The sequence below is a fragment of the Actinopolymorpha sp. NPDC004070 genome (assembly GCF_040610475.1).
Lineage (GTDB): Bacteria > Actinomycetota > Actinomycetes > Propionibacteriales > Actinopolymorphaceae > Actinopolymorpha.
The window spans coordinates 246,463-262,485 of sequence record NZ_JBEXMJ010000011.1 but is presented as its reverse complement, the minus strand read 5'-3'; the positions used below and the strand labels follow the sequence as shown (position 1 = coordinate 262,485).

General features: G+C 70.1%; 18 protein-coding genes, 1 pseudogene and 1 riboswitch. Of the genes and pseudogenes, 7 read left to right on the top strand and 12 right to left on the bottom strand.

Annotated features, from left to right (window positions below; translation table 11 throughout):
* Positions 1-45 precede the first annotated feature (45 nt).
* Positions 46-483 (top strand): annotated as a pseudogene (locus tag ABZV93_RS21315) (transposase); the annotation flags it as partial.
* Positions 484-516: 33 nt separating this feature from the next.
* Here the strand turns inward: ABZV93_RS21315 and ABZV93_RS21310 are convergent.
* Together ABZV93_RS21310 and ABZV93_RS21305 are read right to left on the bottom strand one after the other, a co-directional pair.
* Positions 517-1,707 carry an XdhC family protein gene (locus ABZV93_RS21310; RefSeq protein ID WP_354938825.1) on the bottom strand — a complete coding sequence of 397 codons (1,191 nt, stop codon included), beginning with the start codon at positions 1,705-1,707 and terminating at the stop codon, positions 517-519.
* Positions 1,704-2,231 (bottom strand): hypothetical protein, encoded by a 528-nt coding sequence (locus ABZV93_RS21305; RefSeq protein ID WP_354938823.1) that lies wholly within the window; start codon positions 2,229-2,231, stop codon positions 1,704-1,706. Before ABZV93_RS21305 ends, ABZV93_RS21310 begins: the two co-directional genes overlap by 4 nt.
* A 79-nt stretch (positions 2,232-2,310) precedes the next feature.
* On the opposite strand from ABZV93_RS21305, the gene ABZV93_RS21300 reads away from it, so the two are divergent.
* Positions 2,311-2,544 carry a hypothetical protein gene (locus ABZV93_RS21300; RefSeq protein WP_354938821.1) on the top strand — a complete coding sequence of 78 codons (234 nt, stop codon included), beginning with the start codon at positions 2,311-2,313 and terminating at the stop codon, positions 2,542-2,544.
* Here the strand turns inward: ABZV93_RS21300 and ABZV93_RS21295 are convergent.
* The 4 genes from ABZV93_RS21295 to ABZV93_RS21280 form a co-directional block, all read right to left on the bottom strand.
* A complete protein-coding gene (locus ABZV93_RS21295; RefSeq protein ID WP_354938819.1) occupies positions 2,532-3,494 on the bottom strand; it encodes an aldo/keto reductase in 963 nt (320 codons plus the stop codon). The genes ABZV93_RS21300 and ABZV93_RS21295 overlap by 13 nt on opposite strands.
* A gap of 113 nt (positions 3,495-3,607) precedes the next feature.
* The gene (locus ABZV93_RS21290) at positions 3,608-4,651 is read right to left on the bottom strand and encodes a Gfo/Idh/MocA family oxidoreductase (RefSeq protein ID WP_354938817.1); all 1,044 of its coding nucleotides are present in this window, start codon (positions 4,649-4,651) and stop codon (positions 3,608-3,610) included.
* Positions 4,652-4,715: 64 nt separating this feature from the next.
* Positions 4,716-5,339 (bottom strand): SDR family NAD(P)-dependent oxidoreductase, encoded by a 624-nt coding sequence (locus ABZV93_RS21285; protein ID WP_354938815.1) that lies wholly within the window; start codon positions 5,337-5,339, stop codon positions 4,716-4,718.
* A gap of 93 nt (positions 5,340-5,432) precedes the next feature.
* Positions 5,433-5,555: a hypothetical protein gene (locus ABZV93_RS21280; RefSeq protein ID WP_354938813.1), complete on the bottom strand. Its 123-nt coding sequence runs from the start codon at positions 5,553-5,555 to the stop codon at positions 5,433-5,435.
* A gap of 280 nt (positions 5,556-5,835) precedes the next feature.
* Here ABZV93_RS21280 and ABZV93_RS21275 point away from each other — a divergent pair, with 280 nt between their 5' ends.
* The 3 genes from ABZV93_RS21275 to ABZV93_RS21265 are packed head-to-tail and all read left to right on the top strand — an operon-like array spanning position 5,836 to position 8,952.
* On the top strand, positions 5,836-6,708 hold the full coding sequence (locus ABZV93_RS21275; protein WP_354938811.1) for a sugar ABC transporter permease: 873 nt from the start codon (positions 5,836-5,838) through the stop codon (positions 6,706-6,708).
* Positions 6,705-7,583, top strand: coding sequence for a carbohydrate ABC transporter permease (locus ABZV93_RS21270; protein ID WP_354938809.1), 879 nt, complete (start codon positions 6,705-6,707; stop codon positions 7,581-7,583). The genes ABZV93_RS21275 and ABZV93_RS21270 overlap by 4 nt, the downstream gene beginning before the upstream one ends.
* Positions 7,584-7,602: 19 nt before the next feature.
* Positions 7,603-8,952 (top strand): ABC transporter substrate-binding protein, encoded by a 1,350-nt coding sequence (locus ABZV93_RS21265; RefSeq protein ID WP_354938807.1) that lies wholly within the window; start codon positions 7,603-7,605, stop codon positions 8,950-8,952.
* A gap of 79 nt (positions 8,953-9,031) precedes the next feature.
* Here ABZV93_RS21265 and ABZV93_RS21260 read toward each other — a convergent pair whose 3' ends face one another.
* Positions 9,032-9,799 (bottom strand): alpha/beta hydrolase family protein, encoded by a 768-nt coding sequence (locus ABZV93_RS21260; RefSeq protein WP_354938805.1) that lies wholly within the window; start codon positions 9,797-9,799, stop codon positions 9,032-9,034.
* A gap of 138 nt (positions 9,800-9,937) precedes the next feature.
* Positions 9,938-10,093 (bottom strand): hypothetical protein, encoded by a 156-nt coding sequence (locus ABZV93_RS21255; RefSeq protein WP_092650604.1) that lies wholly within the window; start codon positions 10,091-10,093, stop codon positions 9,938-9,940.
* A gap of 507 nt (positions 10,094-10,600) precedes the next feature.
* A riboswitch (cyclic di-AMP (ydaO/yuaA leader) is annotated at positions 10,601-10,788 on the top strand.
* Between the two features lie 9 nt (positions 10,789-10,797).
* Here ABZV93_RS21255 and ABZV93_RS21250 point away from each other — a divergent pair.
* A complete protein-coding gene (locus ABZV93_RS21250) occupies positions 10,798-11,931 on the top strand; it encodes an NlpC/P60 family protein (protein ID WP_354938803.1) in 1,134 nt (377 codons plus the stop codon).
* A 224-nt stretch (positions 11,932-12,155) separates the two neighbouring features.
* Positions 12,156-12,848, top strand: coding sequence for a methyltransferase (locus tag ABZV93_RS21245; RefSeq protein ID WP_354938801.1), 693 nt, complete (start codon positions 12,156-12,158; stop codon positions 12,846-12,848).
* Between the two features lie 40 nt (positions 12,849-12,888).
* Here the strand turns inward: ABZV93_RS21245 and ABZV93_RS21240 are convergent, their stop codons facing one another.
* The 4 genes from ABZV93_RS21240 to ABZV93_RS21225 all read right to left on the bottom strand — a co-directional run bounded on the left by ABZV93_RS21240 (position 12,889) and on the right by ABZV93_RS21225 (position 15,869).
* Entirely contained in the window at positions 12,889-13,173 is a 285-nt protein-coding gene (locus ABZV93_RS21240) for a hypothetical protein (protein ID WP_354938799.1), read from the bottom strand.
* 8 nt (positions 13,174-13,181) lie between these two features.
* Positions 13,182-14,297 (bottom strand): exo-alpha-sialidase, encoded by a 1,116-nt coding sequence (locus ABZV93_RS21235; protein WP_354938797.1) that lies wholly within the window; start codon positions 14,295-14,297, stop codon positions 13,182-13,184.
* A gap of 38 nt (positions 14,298-14,335) precedes the next feature.
* Complete coding sequence (locus ABZV93_RS21230; RefSeq protein WP_354938795.1) at positions 14,336-15,151, bottom strand: helix-turn-helix transcriptional regulator; 816 nt, start codon at positions 15,149-15,151, stop codon at positions 14,336-14,338.
* Positions 15,152-15,326: 175 nt separating this feature from the next.
* Positions 15,327-15,869 (bottom strand): HEAT repeat domain-containing protein, encoded by a 543-nt coding sequence (locus ABZV93_RS21225; RefSeq protein WP_354938793.1) that lies wholly within the window; start codon positions 15,867-15,869, stop codon positions 15,327-15,329.
* Positions 15,870-16,023: the final 154 nt, after the last annotated feature.

The window sequence follows — 16,023 nt, the reverse complement described above, 5'->3', positions numbered from 1 at the left end:
CTACCTGCCAGGGCTGGCGATGCGCCGAATCGCCGACCTACCGACCTGGAGGCCCGCTTGGAGGCCCACCCTCTTGCCAAGGTCCTGACCTCGATGCCCGGCGTCGGGTTCAGGACCGCCCTGAAGATCTTGACCATCGTCGGTGACGGCTCCGCCTTCCCTTCCCCCGGACACCTGGCCGCCTACGCCGGCCTGGCCCCCGTCACCCGCAGATCCGGAACCTCGATCAAGGGCGAGACCCGCTCCCAACGCGGTAACCACGCCCTCAAGAGCGCCCTCTTCTTGTCGGCATTCGCCAGTCTCGCCGACCCCACCAGCCGCGCCTACTACGACCGGAAACGAGCCCAAGGCAAACGCCACAACGCCGCCCTGATCTGCCTCGCCCGCCGCCGCGTCGACGTCCTCTACGCCATGCTCCGCGACCGCCGGCCCTACCAGCACCCCGCCACCCCAGAACCCACACCGAACACCGTCGCGGCTTGACAACGACATAGAGACACCCCCCCGCCGCTGCGGTCAGAGCGAGGCCGTCCGGTCCTGGGTCGGCCGGTCCTGGGTCGGCCGGTCCTGGGTCGGCCGGTCGTGGGTCGGCCGGTCGTGGATCGGGCCGGCGGTGTGGGTGAGCCGCCGTCCGGAACCGCCGCGGCGGCAGGCGACGATCTCCGCCGCCACCGAGATCGCCGTCTCCGCCGGCGTACGGCCACCGAGGTCGAGCCCGATCGGCGCGGACAGCCGGCGGAGTTCGGCGTCGGTGAGCCCGCGCTCGCGCAGCCGGGTCAGGCGGTCGTCGGCCGTCCGCCGGCTGCCGAGCAGGCCCACGTAGGCCGCCGGGCCGCGCAGCGCGAGCTCGAGCAACGGCACGTCGAACTTCGGGTCGTGGGTGAGTACGCAGACCACGGTGCGCCGGTCCAGCCGGCCGGCGGCGTCCTCCCGCGCCAGGTACCTGTGCGGCCAGTCGACGACGACCTCGGCCGCGTCGGGCACGCGTTCGGCGGTGGCGAAGACGGGTCGGGCGTCGCAGACGGTCACGCGGTAGCCGAGGAACGCACCGGCCGAGGTCACCGCGGCGGCGAAGTCGGTGGCGCCGAACACGAGCATCCGGGCCGGCGGGAGGTACGCCTGGACGAGGACGGTGAGCGGTTCCGCCGAAGGGAGGTGCCGGATCCCGGACTCGCCCTCGGCGAGCATCGTGCGAACCTCGGCAACCAGCCCCTGCGCCGCCTGCTCGCCGGGATTGGGCAGCGAACCGTACGTGTTCCCCGTGGAGACCAGCAGCCGCGTTCCGGCCGGCTCGGCACCGCTGACCACCGTCACGCTCGCCACCGGCTCCGGCGTACGAACGGCCGCGTCGAGCCTGCGGAGCAGCGCCGGGTCGGCGGGTTCGACCAGAACCTCGATGGTTCCGCCGCAGGTCAGGCCGGCCGCGAAGGCGTCCTCGTCGCTGACGGCGTACCGCTCCAGGACGGGCCGGCCGTCGGCCAGCACCGCCAGCGCCCGGTCGTACACCGCGGCCTCGACGCAGCCGCCGGACACGCTGCCGACCACCGCGCCGTCCGAGGTGACCGCCATGGCGGCGCCGACGTCGCGGGGAGCACTGTCGAACGTGGCCACGACCGTCGCCACCGCGCACCGTCGGCCCGCGTCCAGCCAGCTCAGCACGACCGGAAGCAGCTCTCGAAGGTCCCCGTGCCCGCCTGTCCCGCTCATTCCCCGATCATCGCAGGCCGGTGCACGTGACGGACCGGGGCGAGACCGGCCAGCACGAGCAGCGCACCGAGCGGCAGCAGGTCCAGGTCGACCGCGAGCGCAGCGAACCCCGCGAGCACCAGCAGCGGACTCCACGCCGACAGGCGCCGGGGCGCGACGGCGGCGAGCTGGACGAGCAGCACGAGCAGACCGAGCACGAAACTCAGCGGACCGGCTACGAACAACGGCTCCGGCTGCGGTGTGACGTCCTTCCAAGCCGGCAGCAGATCGCCGAGGATCACCCAGCAGAAGGCCGCGACCCCGGCCAGGGCGACCGCCGTGGCGACGGTCGCACCCACCCGGTCGCGCCGGCTTCCGGTCGGCGCCAGTCGCCGCAGACCGACCAGGAGGACGCCGAACGCCGCGACGGAGGCCAGGAACGCCAGGTGGCCGAGGTTCCAGGCCAGGCCCGGTCCGTGCGAACCGTCCAGGCCGTCGAGCAGCCGGAGCAGGCCGTACGCCAGCAGCAGGAGCGGAGCGGCCACAGCGCACCCGCCCGTCAGGCTCGGCGCGCTCGGCGCAGGCGACGCGCTTGGCGCGCTCGCCGAAGCAGGGACGATCGGGGTGACCGGCGCGGAGGTGGCCGACGTGGCCGGTGAGGACGTCTCGGTCTCGGGCACGAACGAAGCCTCCCGTCCCGAGGCGTACGCCGTCATCGGTGTCCTCACCCAGATGTGGCCCGAGATGGGCCGGGGAGGAACCCCGAGTCGACGCGCGTACGCCAGGGGCCGGGAGGCTTCGGTGCTGCGTGACCTACCAGGTAGAGCTACCTACCGGGCGAGGGTCTACCAGGCGTAGTCCTCGGGCGCGGTGCGGTGTCCGGGGAAGATCTCGTTCAGCCGGTCGAGCGTCTTGTCGTCCAGCCGGACGTCCAGCGCGCGCTCGGCGGCGTCGAGCTGCTCCATCGTGCGCGGCCCGATGATCGGCGCGGTCACGGCAGGCTGCGCGAGCAGCCAGGCCAGGGCCACGTCGCCGGGCTCGTGTCCGAGCTCGGCGGCGAGGTTCTCGTACGCCTCCAGCTGCGGCCGGTGCTTCTGGATCGCCTCGGCCTGCTGGCGGCGCTTGCCCTCGTTCTCCTTGCGGAGAACACCGCCGAGCAGTCCACCTGCCAGCGGCGACCACGGGATGACGCCGAGGCCGTAGTGCTGGGCGGCCGGCAGCACCTCGAGCTCGACCGCGCGGGCGAGCAGGTTGTACTTCGACTGCTCGCTGACCAGGCCGACGAAGTTGCGGCGCGCAGCGGCCTCCTGGGCCTGTGCGATGTGCCAGCCGGCGAAGTTGCTGCTGCCGACGTAGAGGATCTTGCCCTGCTGGACGGCCACGTCGAGGGCCTGCCAGATCTCCTCCCACGGCGTTTCCCGGTCGACGTGGTGGAACTGGTACAGGTCGATGTAGTCCGTCTGCAGCCGCTTGAGGCTGGCGTCGAGCGCGCGGCGGAGGTTCAGCGCGGACAGCCGGCCCTCGTTCGGCCAGTCGCCCATGTCGCCGTAGACCTTGGTGGCCAGCACGGTGCGCTCGCGGCGGCCACCGCCCTGGGCGAACCAGTTGCCGACGATCGTCTCGGTGCTGCCCTTGTTCTCCGCGCCGCCGTAGACGTTGGCGGTGTCGAAGAAGTTGACGCCCTTGTCGTGCGCGGCGTCCATGATCGCGTGCGAGTCAGCCTCTGTCGTGTGCGGACCGAAGTTCATCGTGCCCAGGCAGAGTCGGCTGACCTTGAGGCCGGTACGACCGAGGTGAGTGAATTCCATGCTCTCCATCCTCCGAGGCGGGCAGCCAGTAGTCCAACAGCAGAATTCGCTGAGTTTGAGCACTCAGACCGATCAATCCGGCGTACGCCCGGCCGCGCGGCGAGCGGACGTCGTCAGCGCAGGCCGCCCACGCGCGTGGCGTTGGCCTGGGCGGTGAGCGCCAGCTCGGTCGCGGTGAACACCAGGTCCTGGGGGATCGCGGTGTCGCCGCGTCGCACGACGTCGTCGAGGATGGCCGGGAAGTACGGCAGCTCGACGTCGCCGCTGTCGAGGTACTGCGTGTCCTTGCCGTTGACCAGGAACAGGTGGTCGCCACCCGGCCGGCCGAGCAGGTCGATGTTCTTGCGTACCTCGATGTAGCCCTCCGTGCCGAGCACGGTGAGCCGGCCGTCGCCCCAGACGCCAAGCCCGTCGGGGGTGTACCAGTCGACCCGGGCGTAGCCGTGGGCGTTCGGGCTGCGCAGTACGACCTCACCGAAGTCCTCGAACTCGGGGTACTCCGGGTGGGCGAAGTTGCCGACCGTCGACGACACCACCTCGGCGGTGGTCGAGCCGGTGAGGTAGAGGAACTGGTCGACCTGGTGGGACGCGATGTCGGCGAGGATGCCGCCGGCCAGCCCCGGGTCGAAGGTCCACGACGGGCGGGTGTGCGGGCGCAGGTGGTGGGGGCCCGTCCCCATGGTCTGGACGACCTGCCCGATCGCGCCCTCCTCGATCAGCCGGCGGGCGTGCACGGTCGCCCTGGACGCGGTGCGCTCGGAGAACGCCACCGACCAGAAGCGTCCGGTCTCGGCCACCGCCGTCTTCACCTCGGCGAGCTGGTCCAGGGTGATGGCGCCCGGTTTGTCCGCCACCACGTCCTTGCCGTTGCGCATCGCCGCGACCGCGATCCCGGCCCGGCGGACGGGGACGGCGGCGGTGACGATCAGCGCGATGTCAGGGTCGGTGAGGAGCTCGTCCGCCTCGGCCACGCGGGGGATCTGCGGAGCCCGCTCGGCCAGCGCCGCCGTGTGCGGGGTGTCGGTCTCACTCCATAGGCCGGCGCACTCCGCACCCGCCTCGATCAGGCCGTGCACGAGACCGAGGATGTGACCGTGGTCGAGGCCGACGGCGGCGAACTTCAACGGCTTGGTCGTACGTGGGTCGGTGTGCGTCATGCGTCCACCATTCCACGTCGGCCGCGACGACCGGGAGGTGAGCGGGCCGGAACGCCGCCGTCGGTCAGCGGACCCTGCGCAGCGCCGCCGCCAGCCGGTCGCGGGCCCGGGTCTGGGCGGCGATGCGTTCGTCGAGCACGACCACCCGCACGCCGCGCGGTGCGAGCTCGACCGCCCAGCTGCGGGTGAGCAACTCCAGGGCGGTCTTGGTCGCCGCGTGGACGGAGTTGCCGGGCCAGGCTCGTCGACCGATCGACGTGCTGACGTTCACGACGACACCACCGGCGGTCTCCAGCGCCGGCAGGGCGGCCTGGGTGAGCAGGATCGGTGCCACCAGGTTGGTCGCCAGTTGCGGACCGATCGACGTGGGTGTGAAGGAGCCGAGTGAGCCACTTCCGACGATCGTCGGCGTTGTTGACCAGCACGTCGAGCCGGCCGTAGGACGCGACGGCTTCGTGCACGATCCGGTCCGGGGCCTCGTCGGCGGTGATGTCGGCGACGAGAGGCCGGATGCGTGGACTGTCGGCGGCGGTCGTCCGCAGCGCCTCGGCCGACGCCCGACCGCGACGACGTGCGCTCCCATCGCCGCGAACTCCCGGGCGGTCGCCCGGCCGATGCCCGTACCCGCCCCCGTCAGCACGACCACCCGGTCACCTGGGTGCGTTGACTTGTTGTCGTTGTGGTTCATGCGGTCGAGGATCCGGCCCTGCCGCCAACGACAAGGTCAAGGTGCGCCGCGAAAGCGTCGACCGGCAAGGTCGGCTTGGCACCTGGCCCTCGGTCACTCCGGCGCGTGGCAGACCGCCTCGACGTTGTTGCCGTCGGGCTCGCGGACGAACGCCGCGTCGTAGAAAGCGGCGCCGGCCGGCACGTCCGCGCACTGGATCGAGAGATGGTCGAGCATGCGGGCCATCCTGGCAGTAAGCACCGACAAGGGCGCGTTGCACGTGAAACGCTTGCATGAGCGCTCCGCAGCCCATAACCTACCGCCTGCCACCATCGCCGCCGCCGCGGATCCCTGTGTCTGCTGGAGTCTCGGATCGTTCGTCCGAAAGGCGCCGTGTGCGGTGCCGGCGTCTTGACGGGGAAGGACGATTCGTTTGACCACTACCGACCAAACGTCCGCGGCGACTGCGCCGAGCCGCGCACGGCCGCGACCACGCGGTGGTGACCCGCGGACCCGGGTGCGGCGCCGCGAGTACCTCCTGTTCCTCGCGTTCGTGGCGCCGAACGTCGTCCTGCTGGGGGTCTTCGCGTACTGGCCCGTGGTCTACAACGGCTATCTCAGCCTGACGAGCTGGGACCTGCTGTCCCCGACCAAGCCGTTCGTCGGCCTGGCCAACTACGCCGACATGTTCACCGACCCCGACTTCTACTCCGTGCTCGTGCGGACGGTGCTGTTCTCCGGTGTGGTCGTGGTGGTGAGCATGGTCGCGGGCCTCGCGATCGCGCTGCTGCTCAACCAGGCGCTGGGCGGGCGAAACTTCGTCCGCACGATGTCGTTCGCGCCACACATCCTGAGCGGCGCGGCGATCGGCACGATCTGGCTGTTCATCTTCGACCCCAGCTACGGCCTGCTGAAGGCGCTGCTCACCCCGCTCGGGGTCGCCTCGCCGGCCTGGATGACCGACTCCGCGTGGGCGCTGCCCGGCCTGATCATCGTGTATCTGTGGAAGAACCTCGGCTTCGTCGCGGTCGTCTACCTCGCCGGACTCCAGGGCCTGCCCACCGACCTGTACGAAGCGGCCCGCATCGACGGGGCGGGTGCGTGGACGTTGTTCCGCCGGCTCACCCTGCCGCTGCTGTCGCCGGTGACGTTCTTCATCGCCATCACCAGCGTCATCGGCACCTTCCAGGCGTTCGACATCATCGCGATCATGACCGGCGGCGGTCCGGGTGACGCGACGACAACCCTGTCCTGGTACGTCTACCAGCAGGCCTTCCAGGCGCTCGACGCCGGGCACGCGGGCGCCGGGGCGATCGTGATGTTCGTGATCCTGTTGGCCATCACCGGTGCACAGGCGCGGTTCATGGAACGAAGGGTGCACTACCGATGAGCGCCGTGGTCGGAAGCCGACGCGAGACGAGCAACAACACGACCAGCCGGGGCACTCGGCGCAACCCTCTCGGCCGCGGCGGCCTGTACGTCCTGCTGGTGGTGGTCGGGCTGGTGGCCGTCATCCCGATCTACTGGCTGCTCAGCGCCTCGGTCACCCCGTCGGGAGAGATCTTCCAATTCCAGTGGTTCCCGCTGCACTGGGTGTGGGACAACTACCCCGCCGCCTGGGCGTCGGCGCCGTTCGGCCGGTTCTACGTCAACTCGATCGTGGTCACCCTGGCCGGTGCGCTGATTCAGATCTGCGTCGCGGTGTTGTCGTCGTACGCGTTCGCCTACCTGCGCTTCCCGGCCAAGAACCTCGTGTTCCTGATCTTCCTGGGCGCGATGATGGTGCCCGGCGCGGTCGTACTCCTGCCCAACTACCTCACGATCGCCAACCTCGGCTGGGTCAACACCTACGCCGGGCTGGTCATCCCCGGAGTGGGCAGCGTGTTCGCGATGTTCCTGCTGCGCCAGCACATGATGACGCTGCCGGGAGAGGTGAGCGAGGCGGCCAAGGTCGACGGCGCCGGCCACCTGCGGATCCTGTGGAGCATCATCCTGCCGATGTCGCGTCCGATGGTCGTGACGGTCGTCGTCATCGCGCTGGTGGAGAAGTGGAACGACTTCATCTGGCCGCTGGTCGCCACGAGCACCGACTCGATGCGGACCCTGCCGGTCGGACTGCTGATGCTGAAGAACGTCGAGGGTTTCACCAACTGGGGTGCGGTGATGGCGGCGACGGTGTTCGTCGTCCTGCCGCCGCTGGTGGTGTTCTTCTTCGCGCAGCGGCAGATCATCGCGGGGCTCACCCAGGGCGCAACGAAGGGTTGACGGCGGCATGAGGAGAAGCATGACGGGGAACGACATGTCGCGGTGGAGCCGCCGCGGCTTCCTGGCCACGCTCGGCGGAGTGGGAATGGGCGCGCTCGCCGGCTGCGGGGGCAGTGCCTACACCCAGGTCATCGGCGCCACGCCGCGCGAGTATCGCGGGCGTACCCACGTCGTCGCCTGGCACTCCTTCGGCGGGATCCTGCAGGAAGCGCTGCAGAAGCTGATAGACGAGTTCAACCAGTCGCAGAACGGCATCTTCGTCGAGGCGCAGTTCCAGGGCAGCTACGAGCAGACGATGCAGAAGGTCGCGGCGGCGATCATCGCCAAACAGATTCCCGACCTGGCGGTCTTCTCCGAGATCACCTGGCGCAAGATGCACCTGGCCGACGCACTGGAGCCGGTGAACTCCTACTTCGACGACCGGCTGGGCCCGCACACCTACATCGACCAGTTCATCGAGGAGGGCACGGTCCAAGGCAGAACGTGGTGGATACCGTTCGCCCGGAGCACGCCGCTCTTCTACTACAACAAGCAGATCTTCTCCCGGGCTGGGCTTCCCGCGCGGGCGCCCCGCAGCTGGGAGGAGTTCCGCGAGTGGGCGCCGGCGATGATGAAGGTGAAGGGCAAGGGCGGTACGCCCAAGGCGTTCGCGATGGGCGGCACCTACGCCAGCTGGTACTTCCAGAACAACGTCTGGGTCTGGGGCGGCAATTTCTCCAAGGGCCTGGACATCAGCATCGGCGACGAGCCGGCGCTGGCAGCCGGCCGGTGGATGGTCGACTTCATCCGCAAGGACCGTGCCGCCTACCTCTCCCAGACGCCGGACATCGACTTCGGCCAGGGCGTCACCGCGTGCACCGTACTCAGCACGGGCAGCCTGAAGAACACCTCCGAGCTGGCCAAGGCCGGGGGCTTCGAGATCGGCACCGGTTTCCTGCCCGAGCACGAGGGTGCCTTCGGTTGTCCCACCGGGGGCAGCGGGTTCGGGATCCTGCGGGACGCCCCGGCCGAGCGTAAGCAGGCGGCGTTCGAGTTCCTGCGGTTCCTCGCCCAGCCCGCGAAGTCGGCGCAGTGGACGATGGCCAGCGGTTACCTGCCGGTGGTGAAGGCGGCCCAGAAGGACCCCAAGCTGGTGGCGCTGACCAAGCAGGACGACAACTTCTCCACCGCCCTGCGGCAGCTGCCGAAGACCAAGCCGCAGGACCTCGTTCGCCCGCTGGTGTCCAACGCCGGTTACATGATGGACGTCGGCCTGCAGAAGCTGTACTCCTCCACCGAGTCGGTGGATGCGGTGTTCGGCCGGCTGCAGAAGCAGCTGCAGTCCAGGGCCGACCTGATCGAGGAGAGCTACACCAAGCACTACAAGTAGCCGTCGGCGGTAGCCGGCAGTCAGAGAGCCGGAGTGGTGCCCCGGGCGGCAGGTCCGCCCGGGGTCGCTCAGCCTGCCGTCAGGACAGCGGCAGCCAGCGGAGCACGTCCTGGATCTTGCGGTCCCACAGGCCCCACTCGTGCTCGCCCGGCTCGTACTCCACCGTGACGGGCACGTCCAGGCGCCGGGCGGTGTCGACGAACGCTTGGTTGTGGGCCAGCAGGTGATCCTCGGTGCCGCAGGAGACGTGTAGCGCCGGCAGCTCCCGGCCGGACTTCGCGGCCTGCTCCAGCAACCACAGCAGGTCGTTGTCGGTGCCGCGGACCTCGTCGCCGAAGACCCGGTCGATGAGCCCGCCACGGCCTTCCCGCAGACCGGGGTCGGCCACGTCGAGCGCACCGGAAAGGCTGGCCGCCGCCGCGAAGCGTTCCGGCTGGCGCAAGGCCCACTTGACGGCGCCGTACCCACCCATCGACAGGCCGGCGACGAACGTGTCCTCCCGCCGGTCGGACACCCGGAAGAACCGGCCGACGAGCGAGGGAAGCTCCTCCGAAAGGAACGTCCAGTAGCGGTTGCCGTGCAGTTCGTCGGCGTAGAAGCTGCGGTGCACAGCAGGCATGACGACCGCGAGGCCGAGGGTGGACACGTAGCGTTCGATGGACGTACGCCGCAGCCAGATGGTGTCGTCGTCGCTCAGACCGTGCAGGAGATAGAGGACGGGGGCACCGCCTTCGCGTGCGGCCCCGGACATCCCGATCTGGGTGGTCGTCTCCTGCGGCAGGATCACCGTCATCGAGGTGCTGAGCTCGAGTGCCTCGGAGAAGAAGTCGCAACGCAGCAACGCCATCGGCGGAAGTCCTTCACTGTGGCCGGAAAAGCACGTCGCTGGCAGCCTTCCCGAAGGAAGGCTGCCAGCGCAACGGCCGAACCCGGTCGCCCGCCGTCATGCGGCGGATGGACCGGTTGGCTCAGAGGACCGCTCGGGTCAGAACCAGACCTTCCGGCCACCGACCGGCCGGCCGATAGCTCCGAGGATGAAGAGCACCACTCCGATGACCAGCAGGATGATGCCGATAGTCGAGAGGATCGAGATGCCCAGGGCGAAGCCCAGGATCGTGAGGATGATGCCGAGGATGATCACAGTGACTGCCTCATCTTTTCTAGGGGGTCACCGGGCGGGCGGTTAACCGATCCGCACCGGGGTTTTCGGTGCTGCAGCGTAGCGGTCTTCCGGGGCTGTGTCCGGGATCCGTATCCAGACTGTGATCATTCGCCGTATGTGGCCGCACTGCGATGTTCCGATGTCCTGCCGCAGCCAGGCATGCGCGCGCTGCGGCCCCTTGCAGGCCGGCACCCGTGGTCGCGCCGAGATGCTTCCGCGCCGGCTGGGGCAGGTTCCGCGCCCTCTTACTACTCGGGCCCCCACGCCGTACGACGCGCGACGACGGGTCGGGAGGGCGTCGGTGGGCGTCCTCGACGACCTGTGACTTGGCTGTTCGCCGCTGTGATCCCACGACGCGGGAACAAACTTTGCGAATGTCGAATCTCCGGACAACTTCTCGGGGGTGCCGGTGTTGATTGATCACGGACTGGTCACTATGGTCTCCATCAGATATCTGTCCAGTTTGAGTCGGCCGTCCCGGTCGGCGCAGATGTCTCGCTTAGTCCCTGTTGGGTCGATCCGAGTGGATCGGTCCTGCGGGGAGCCGGGGAACCACATGTTTTCTGGGGTGAATCGGCAGGCGTGACGGTCGCACCTTGACCGCCAGGTCCGCCGTAGGGCAACTTCCCGGCCCGAACCCGTCAGCTCACCCGGTAGGCGTTGAGGAAGAAAGGCATCCGCCTGTGACAACCCGCAGGGCCCGATCAGGGCGCGCGTTGTTCGTCGTCGGCACCACCACGGCGACGCTGGCCGCGCTGGTCGCGCTTCCTGGTTCGAGCTACGCCGAGCCGTCGACGCGCAGCATCGGCGAGGTCCGACAGCAGGTCGACGAGCTGTACGCGAAGGCCGAGAAGGTCACCGAGCAGGCCAACGAGCTGGGTGACAAGATGACGGCCATCAACCGCCGGGTCCGTAGCCTCGACGCCGACGTCACTCGCCAGCAGCAGCGGGTGAGCGCGCTGCGTGGCGACATCGGTCAGTTCGCCGCGGCTCAGTACCGCGCCGGCAACGTCGACATGACCGCCCAGCTCGCGGTCTCGAAGGACCCGAACGAGTACCTCGCCCGGATGCGCACTGTCAAGGTCGTCGACGCGCAGCAGGGCGACATGCTCCGGCAGCTGCAGGAGGGCCAGAAGAGGCTCGCCGAGCAGCGCGCGGCCCGGTCGGCGGAGCTCGCGAGTTACCGCGAGGCCAAGAGCCAGGCCGACGCCCGCCGAAAGACCGCACTGCGTAACGTCGCGGAGGCCAAGGCGCTGCTCGAACGCCTCACCGCCGAGCAGAAGCGGCGCATCGCGGCCGCCGAGAAGGCTGCACGTGAGAAGGCCGCCCGCGAGCAGGCCGCACGGGAGCAGGCCCAGTCCCGGTCGACCCGCAGCACCGGCGGTGGCCGCACCACCCCGAAGTCCGACCTCCCGTCCAACCCGGGCCCCGCGCCCGCCCCCAAGCCTGCTCCGGCTCCCTCCGGCAGTGGCCGCGGCGCGACCGCCCTGGCGTTCGCCAGGGCCCAGCTCGGTGAGCCGTACGTCTTCGGTGCGGCCGGCCCCAACAGCTGGGACTGCTCCGGCCTCACCATGGGCGCGTGGCGCGCGGCCGGCGTCTCGCTGCCCCACTCCTCGCGTTCGCAGTACGCCATCTCCACCAAGATCTCCAAGTCGCAGCTGCGGCCCGGCGACCTGGTGCTCTTCTACAGCGACCGTCACCACGTGGGCATCTACGCGGGCAACGGCATGGTCATCCACGCGCCGCGCCCGGGTAAGACCGTCGAGTACATCAAGATGGCGTACATGCCCTACGCCGGAGCGGTGCGGCCCGGCTAGGCCGCGCACCCTCCGCGCCCCCCGAACCACGACAGGCGTTGATGCCGGAACCCCCCGCTGGCGTCAGCGCCTGTCGTGCTGTCCAGCTCCATGTGCACCGCGTTCTCCCGCGGTCACCCGCCTCGTTCGGGCGGACCGCGCGGTGGGCGGCCACCAGGGAGCTACCTGCCCGGTTGCGTCGTTGACCGAACGAGAAGTGCAACCGAGCGGGAGGAGTGGCCGGAATGGAAGTACGACGGCGAGAGGGCTACCACGGCACCGGGCCGGGAGCGATCACACCGGACGGCTGCGCGGTCGAGCTCTACAGCAGGATCCCCGTGGACGACTCGCCCGACCTGATCGCCGCGTCGGTGCCGGCCGACGCCACGATCCTCGAGCTCGGCTGCGGCGTCGGGCGGACGACGCACCCCCTCCTCGAGCGTGGGTTCACGGTGACCGCGGTGGACGAGTCCCCGGAGATGCTGGAACGCGTCCGAGGTGCTCGCACCGTGCTCAGTCCGATCGAGACGCTGGACCTCGGTGAACGCTTCGACGTCGTGCTCCTGGCGTCGTTCCTGGTGCATGCCGGATCAGAGGATGTCCGCCGGGGGTTGCTGCGTACCTGCCTGAACCATCTCGCGCCGGGCGGATGCGTGCTGATCCAGCGGGAAGGCCGGGACTGGCACGACGTGGTCCCCCGGGAGCGCCCGATCGGCGACGGGGTCGCCCGGGTCGTCTCGTCCGAACCCGTCGGCCCCGGCGTGAACTCGGTGCTTTTCGAGTACGCCTTCCCCGACGCGGTGTGGACGCAGACGTTCCTCTCCCGGCCGCTGACCACCGAGCAGTTCGAGCAGGCGCTGGCCGAGGTGGCGCTGCGGGTGGACGCCTACCTCACCGAGGACGGAACGTGGGTACGCGCCGTCCCCGTGACGACCTGACCGACGGACCAGCCCGCCGGGCGGCCGGCTGAACTGCCGCTCAGCCGCCCGCCATGGCGCCGACCACCAGGAACGGCTCGGTGCCATCGGCCACCTCGCCGGGCAGCGGCTTGTCGGGATCGTCGTGGGAGAGGTCCTGCTGGCACGCGAAGAACCGGACGAACGCCCGCCGCCGGCGAGTCTTCGGGTCGCGGATCGTGCCCCGCAGCATCGGATAGCGGGCCTCCAGAGCGTCCAGCACCAGCGCCTGGGTCGGCTCGCCGGGCACCTCCAGCCGCACCTCGCGGTCGGCCCCCGACAGGCTGCGCAGGTGCGCGGGGAGCACGACCCGGATCATGGCAGCGTCTGGACTTCGACGGACAGGACCGCCGGCAGATCGCGCACGATCGGTGCCCAGGAGTCGCCGGCGTCGGCGGAGGCGTAGACCTGGCCGCCGGTCGTACCGAAGTAGACACCGCAGGAGTCCAGCGAGTCGACCGCCATCGCGTCGCGCAGCACGTTGACGTAGCAGTGGCTCTGCGGGAGCCCCTTCGTCAGCGGCTCCCAGTCGTTGCCGCCGGTGCGGCTGCGGTAGACGCGCAGCTTCCCCTCGGGCGGGAAGTGGTGGGAGTCGCTGGTGATCGGGACGACGTAGACGGTCTCCGGCTCGTGCGCGTGGACGTCGATCGGGAAGCCGAAGTCGGTGGGCAGGTTGCCGCTGATCTCGTACCACGAGTCGCCGGCGTCGTCGCTGCGCATGACGTCCCAGTGCTTCTGCATGTACAGCACGTCCGGGCGGGACGGGTGCATCGTGAGGCGGTGGACGCAGTGGCCGACCTCGGCATTCGGGTCGGGGATGCCCTCGGACTTCAGGCCGCGGTTGATCGGCTGCCAGCTCTTGCCACCGTCGTCGGTGCGGAACGCCCCGGCGGCGGAGATGGCGACGAAGATCCGCTCGGGGTCGGTGGGGTGGAGCAGGATCGTGTGCAGGCACATGCCGCCGGCGCCGGGCTGCCAGTGGGACCCGGACCCGTGGTTGCGCAGGCCGGGCACCTCGGCCCAGGACTGGCCGCCGTCGGTGGTACGGAACAACGCGGCGTCCTCGACTCCGGCGTAGACGGTGTCGGGGTCGCTCGCCGAGGGCTCCAGGTGCCACACCCGGGCGAACTCCCAGGGGTGCGGGGTGCCGTCGTACCACTGGTGGGTTCCGGGAGTGCCGTCGTAACTGAAGTCGTTGCCGACCGGCTGCCAGGTCTTTCCGCCGTCGTCGGAGCGCTGCATCACCTGACCGAACCAGCCTCCGGACTGCGCGGCGTACAGGCGGTCGGGATCGGCCGGCGACCCCTTCACGTGGTAGACCTCCCAGCCGGGGAAGTGTGGTCCGTCGACGTTCCAGTCCTGGCGCCGGCCGTCGGAGGTGAGGATGAAGGCGCCCTTGCGGGTGCCGACCAGAACGCGTACGCCGCTCACTGTGTGCTCCTTCGTCGCGGCCCGCGCCGCGCAGCTGTCTACCCTGCGTGCCCCGAGGTCAAGCTAGCGGTCCGACCGGCCGCCGTCTTCTCCAATCTTGCGCTTCCGCAGGCCAGTGGCGGTAGCGCCACGACGACAGGCGCGGACCAGGACGGCGTGAGGTCGAGGTGGACGTCGCGGTGGATCGGCGGCGCGCTCGGCGTCACTCGCACCGGCCACGGCGAGTGACCGCTGACACCGCACTCGGGGAGGAGCTGCCCCAGCGGGTCGGCGCGCCCGGGCAGTGCGGCGGCGAGCAGCCAGTAGCTGCCCGGTGGGACACCGGTGAGGACGAAGGAGCCACCGTCGTCGAGCAGGGCGCCACTCACCGGCGTGCCGCGTGGGGCACGCCGGGTGAACACGCCGACGTAGACGGCGGCGGAACCGCCCAGCGCGGCCACGGCGGCGGGGCTGAGCTGGGCGACTCCGGCGACCACGCCGCCGTGCGGATCACCGCCTGGCCGGCTCACCGGCCGCGGCGGTCCGTCCGCGAGTGCCTCCGGGATCCGCCGGAACTCGCGCGGTCCGACGCCGACGGAGGCCGCGAACCTGCTGGTGAACGTGCCCACGGAGGTGAAGCCGACCGCGAAGCAGACGTCGATGACGCGTTCCTCGCTGTCGAGCAGCAGCCGCTTGGCGTGCTGGAACCGGTGCGCACCGAGGAACTGGCCCGGTGGGAGGCCGAGGTGGCGTTCGAAGATCCGGGAGAGGTGGAACGGGCTGTAGCCCACGTGGTCGGCGACGTCGCCCAGGTGGATCGGCTCGGTGGCATGCTCGGCGAGGAAGCGTGCCGCCTTGACCGCGACCTCGTGCATCGCCTCGCACCGCCGTACTGCGTGTGAACGCCGTCGTTTCCTCTGCTGACAGTGCTGACAGTGCTGACAGCCGGACCGGCGGGCCCACCCTAGAGGATGGGCCCGGCCGGCTCCAGCACCTCGCCTACACCGTTGCCGACCCTCCCCGGGTAGTTACAGGCGCTGGTGACGCCGACTATATCGAACACACGTTCGAGCCGCCACTCTTCTGGCAAGACGCATTGCGGGCCACCGGCCGCGTCTGCACCTGCCGGCTCGACCCGTCCGGGCTGCGGCGCGCCGAGGAGAAGTACAGCGCCTTCTCGGCCTTGGAACGCAGCACCGGGTCCGTCTCGTCCCGGAGCACTCGGCGGAACGCCCTGAGGATGCGCGGCTCCATCGGGTTCTTCCACATCATCAGTCCGGCAGCGGCCCGGCGGACCCGCAGGCTCCGGTCGCTGCGGAGCTTCTCCAGGACGACGCCCACGACGTCGATCGGGAAGCAGGCGGAGTCGTCGGGCTTGCAGGCCTCGCAGGCAAGGGTGTGCAGCGCCGCCTGGCGGACCTTCTTGTTCCTGTCCTCGGCCGCGGCCAGCATGCGGTTGGCGACGGTGGTGTCGAGCTCGTGGTGGTCGAGCAACCGGCAGGCCCAGTAACGCATCGCCGGGTCGGGGTCGCTGACCGCCTCGAGGAGGCCGGCGCGATCCAGGTGGGCCAGCCGATCCCGGGGAGTGTCCATGGCTTCCTCCGGATGACGTCGAGATGACGTCCGGGGACGAGAGGCAGAAAGGCCGCCCCGCCGAACTTCACACCAGGACCGAGGTCCTGCGTCGCTCCATCCGACGGGGTCGGCGCGTACGACGCTACGACCGCACGTGCGCGGACCGCAACGC

Bases quoted from the DNA above. Each gene is read 5' to 3' on its own strand.
- ABZV93_RS21245 (WP_354938801.1), top strand. From the start codon at position 12,156: ATGGAAGTACGACGGCGAGAGGGCTACCACGGCACCGGGCCGGGAGCG.
- ABZV93_RS21310 (WP_354938825.1), bottom strand. From the start codon at position 1,707: ATGAGCGGGACAGGCGGGCACGGGGACCTTCGAGAGCTGCTTCCGGTC.
- ABZV93_RS21290 (WP_354938817.1), bottom strand. From the start codon at position 4,651: ATGACGCACACCGACCCACGTACGACCAAGCCGTTGAAGTTCGCCGCC.
- ABZV93_RS21285 (WP_354938815.1), bottom strand. From the start codon at position 5,339: ATGAACCACAACGACAACAAGTCAACGCACCCAGGTGACCGGGTGGTC.
- ABZV93_RS21295 (WP_354938819.1), bottom strand. From the start codon at position 3,494: ATGGAATTCACTCACCTCGGTCGTACCGGCCTCAAGGTCAGCCGACTC.
- ABZV93_RS21280 (WP_354938813.1), bottom strand. From the start codon at position 5,555: ATGCTCGACCATCTCTCGATCCAGTGCGCGGACGTGCCGGCCGGCGCC.
- ABZV93_RS21225 (WP_354938793.1), bottom strand. From the start codon at position 15,869: ATGGACACTCCCCGGGATCGGCTGGCCCACCTGGATCGCGCCGGCCTC.
- ABZV93_RS21265 (WP_354938807.1), top strand. From the start codon at position 7,603: ATGACGGGGAACGACATGTCGCGGTGGAGCCGCCGCGGCTTCCTGGCC.
- ABZV93_RS21230 (WP_354938795.1), bottom strand. From the start codon at position 15,151: ATGCACGAGGTCGCGGTCAAGGCGGCACGCTTCCTCGCCGAGCATGCC.
- ABZV93_RS21270 (WP_354938809.1), top strand. From the start codon at position 6,705: ATGAGCGCCGTGGTCGGAAGCCGACGCGAGACGAGCAACAACACGACC.
- ABZV93_RS21260 (WP_354938805.1), bottom strand. From the start codon at position 9,799: ATGGCGTTGCTGCGTTGCGACTTCTTCTCCGAGGCACTCGAGCTCAGC.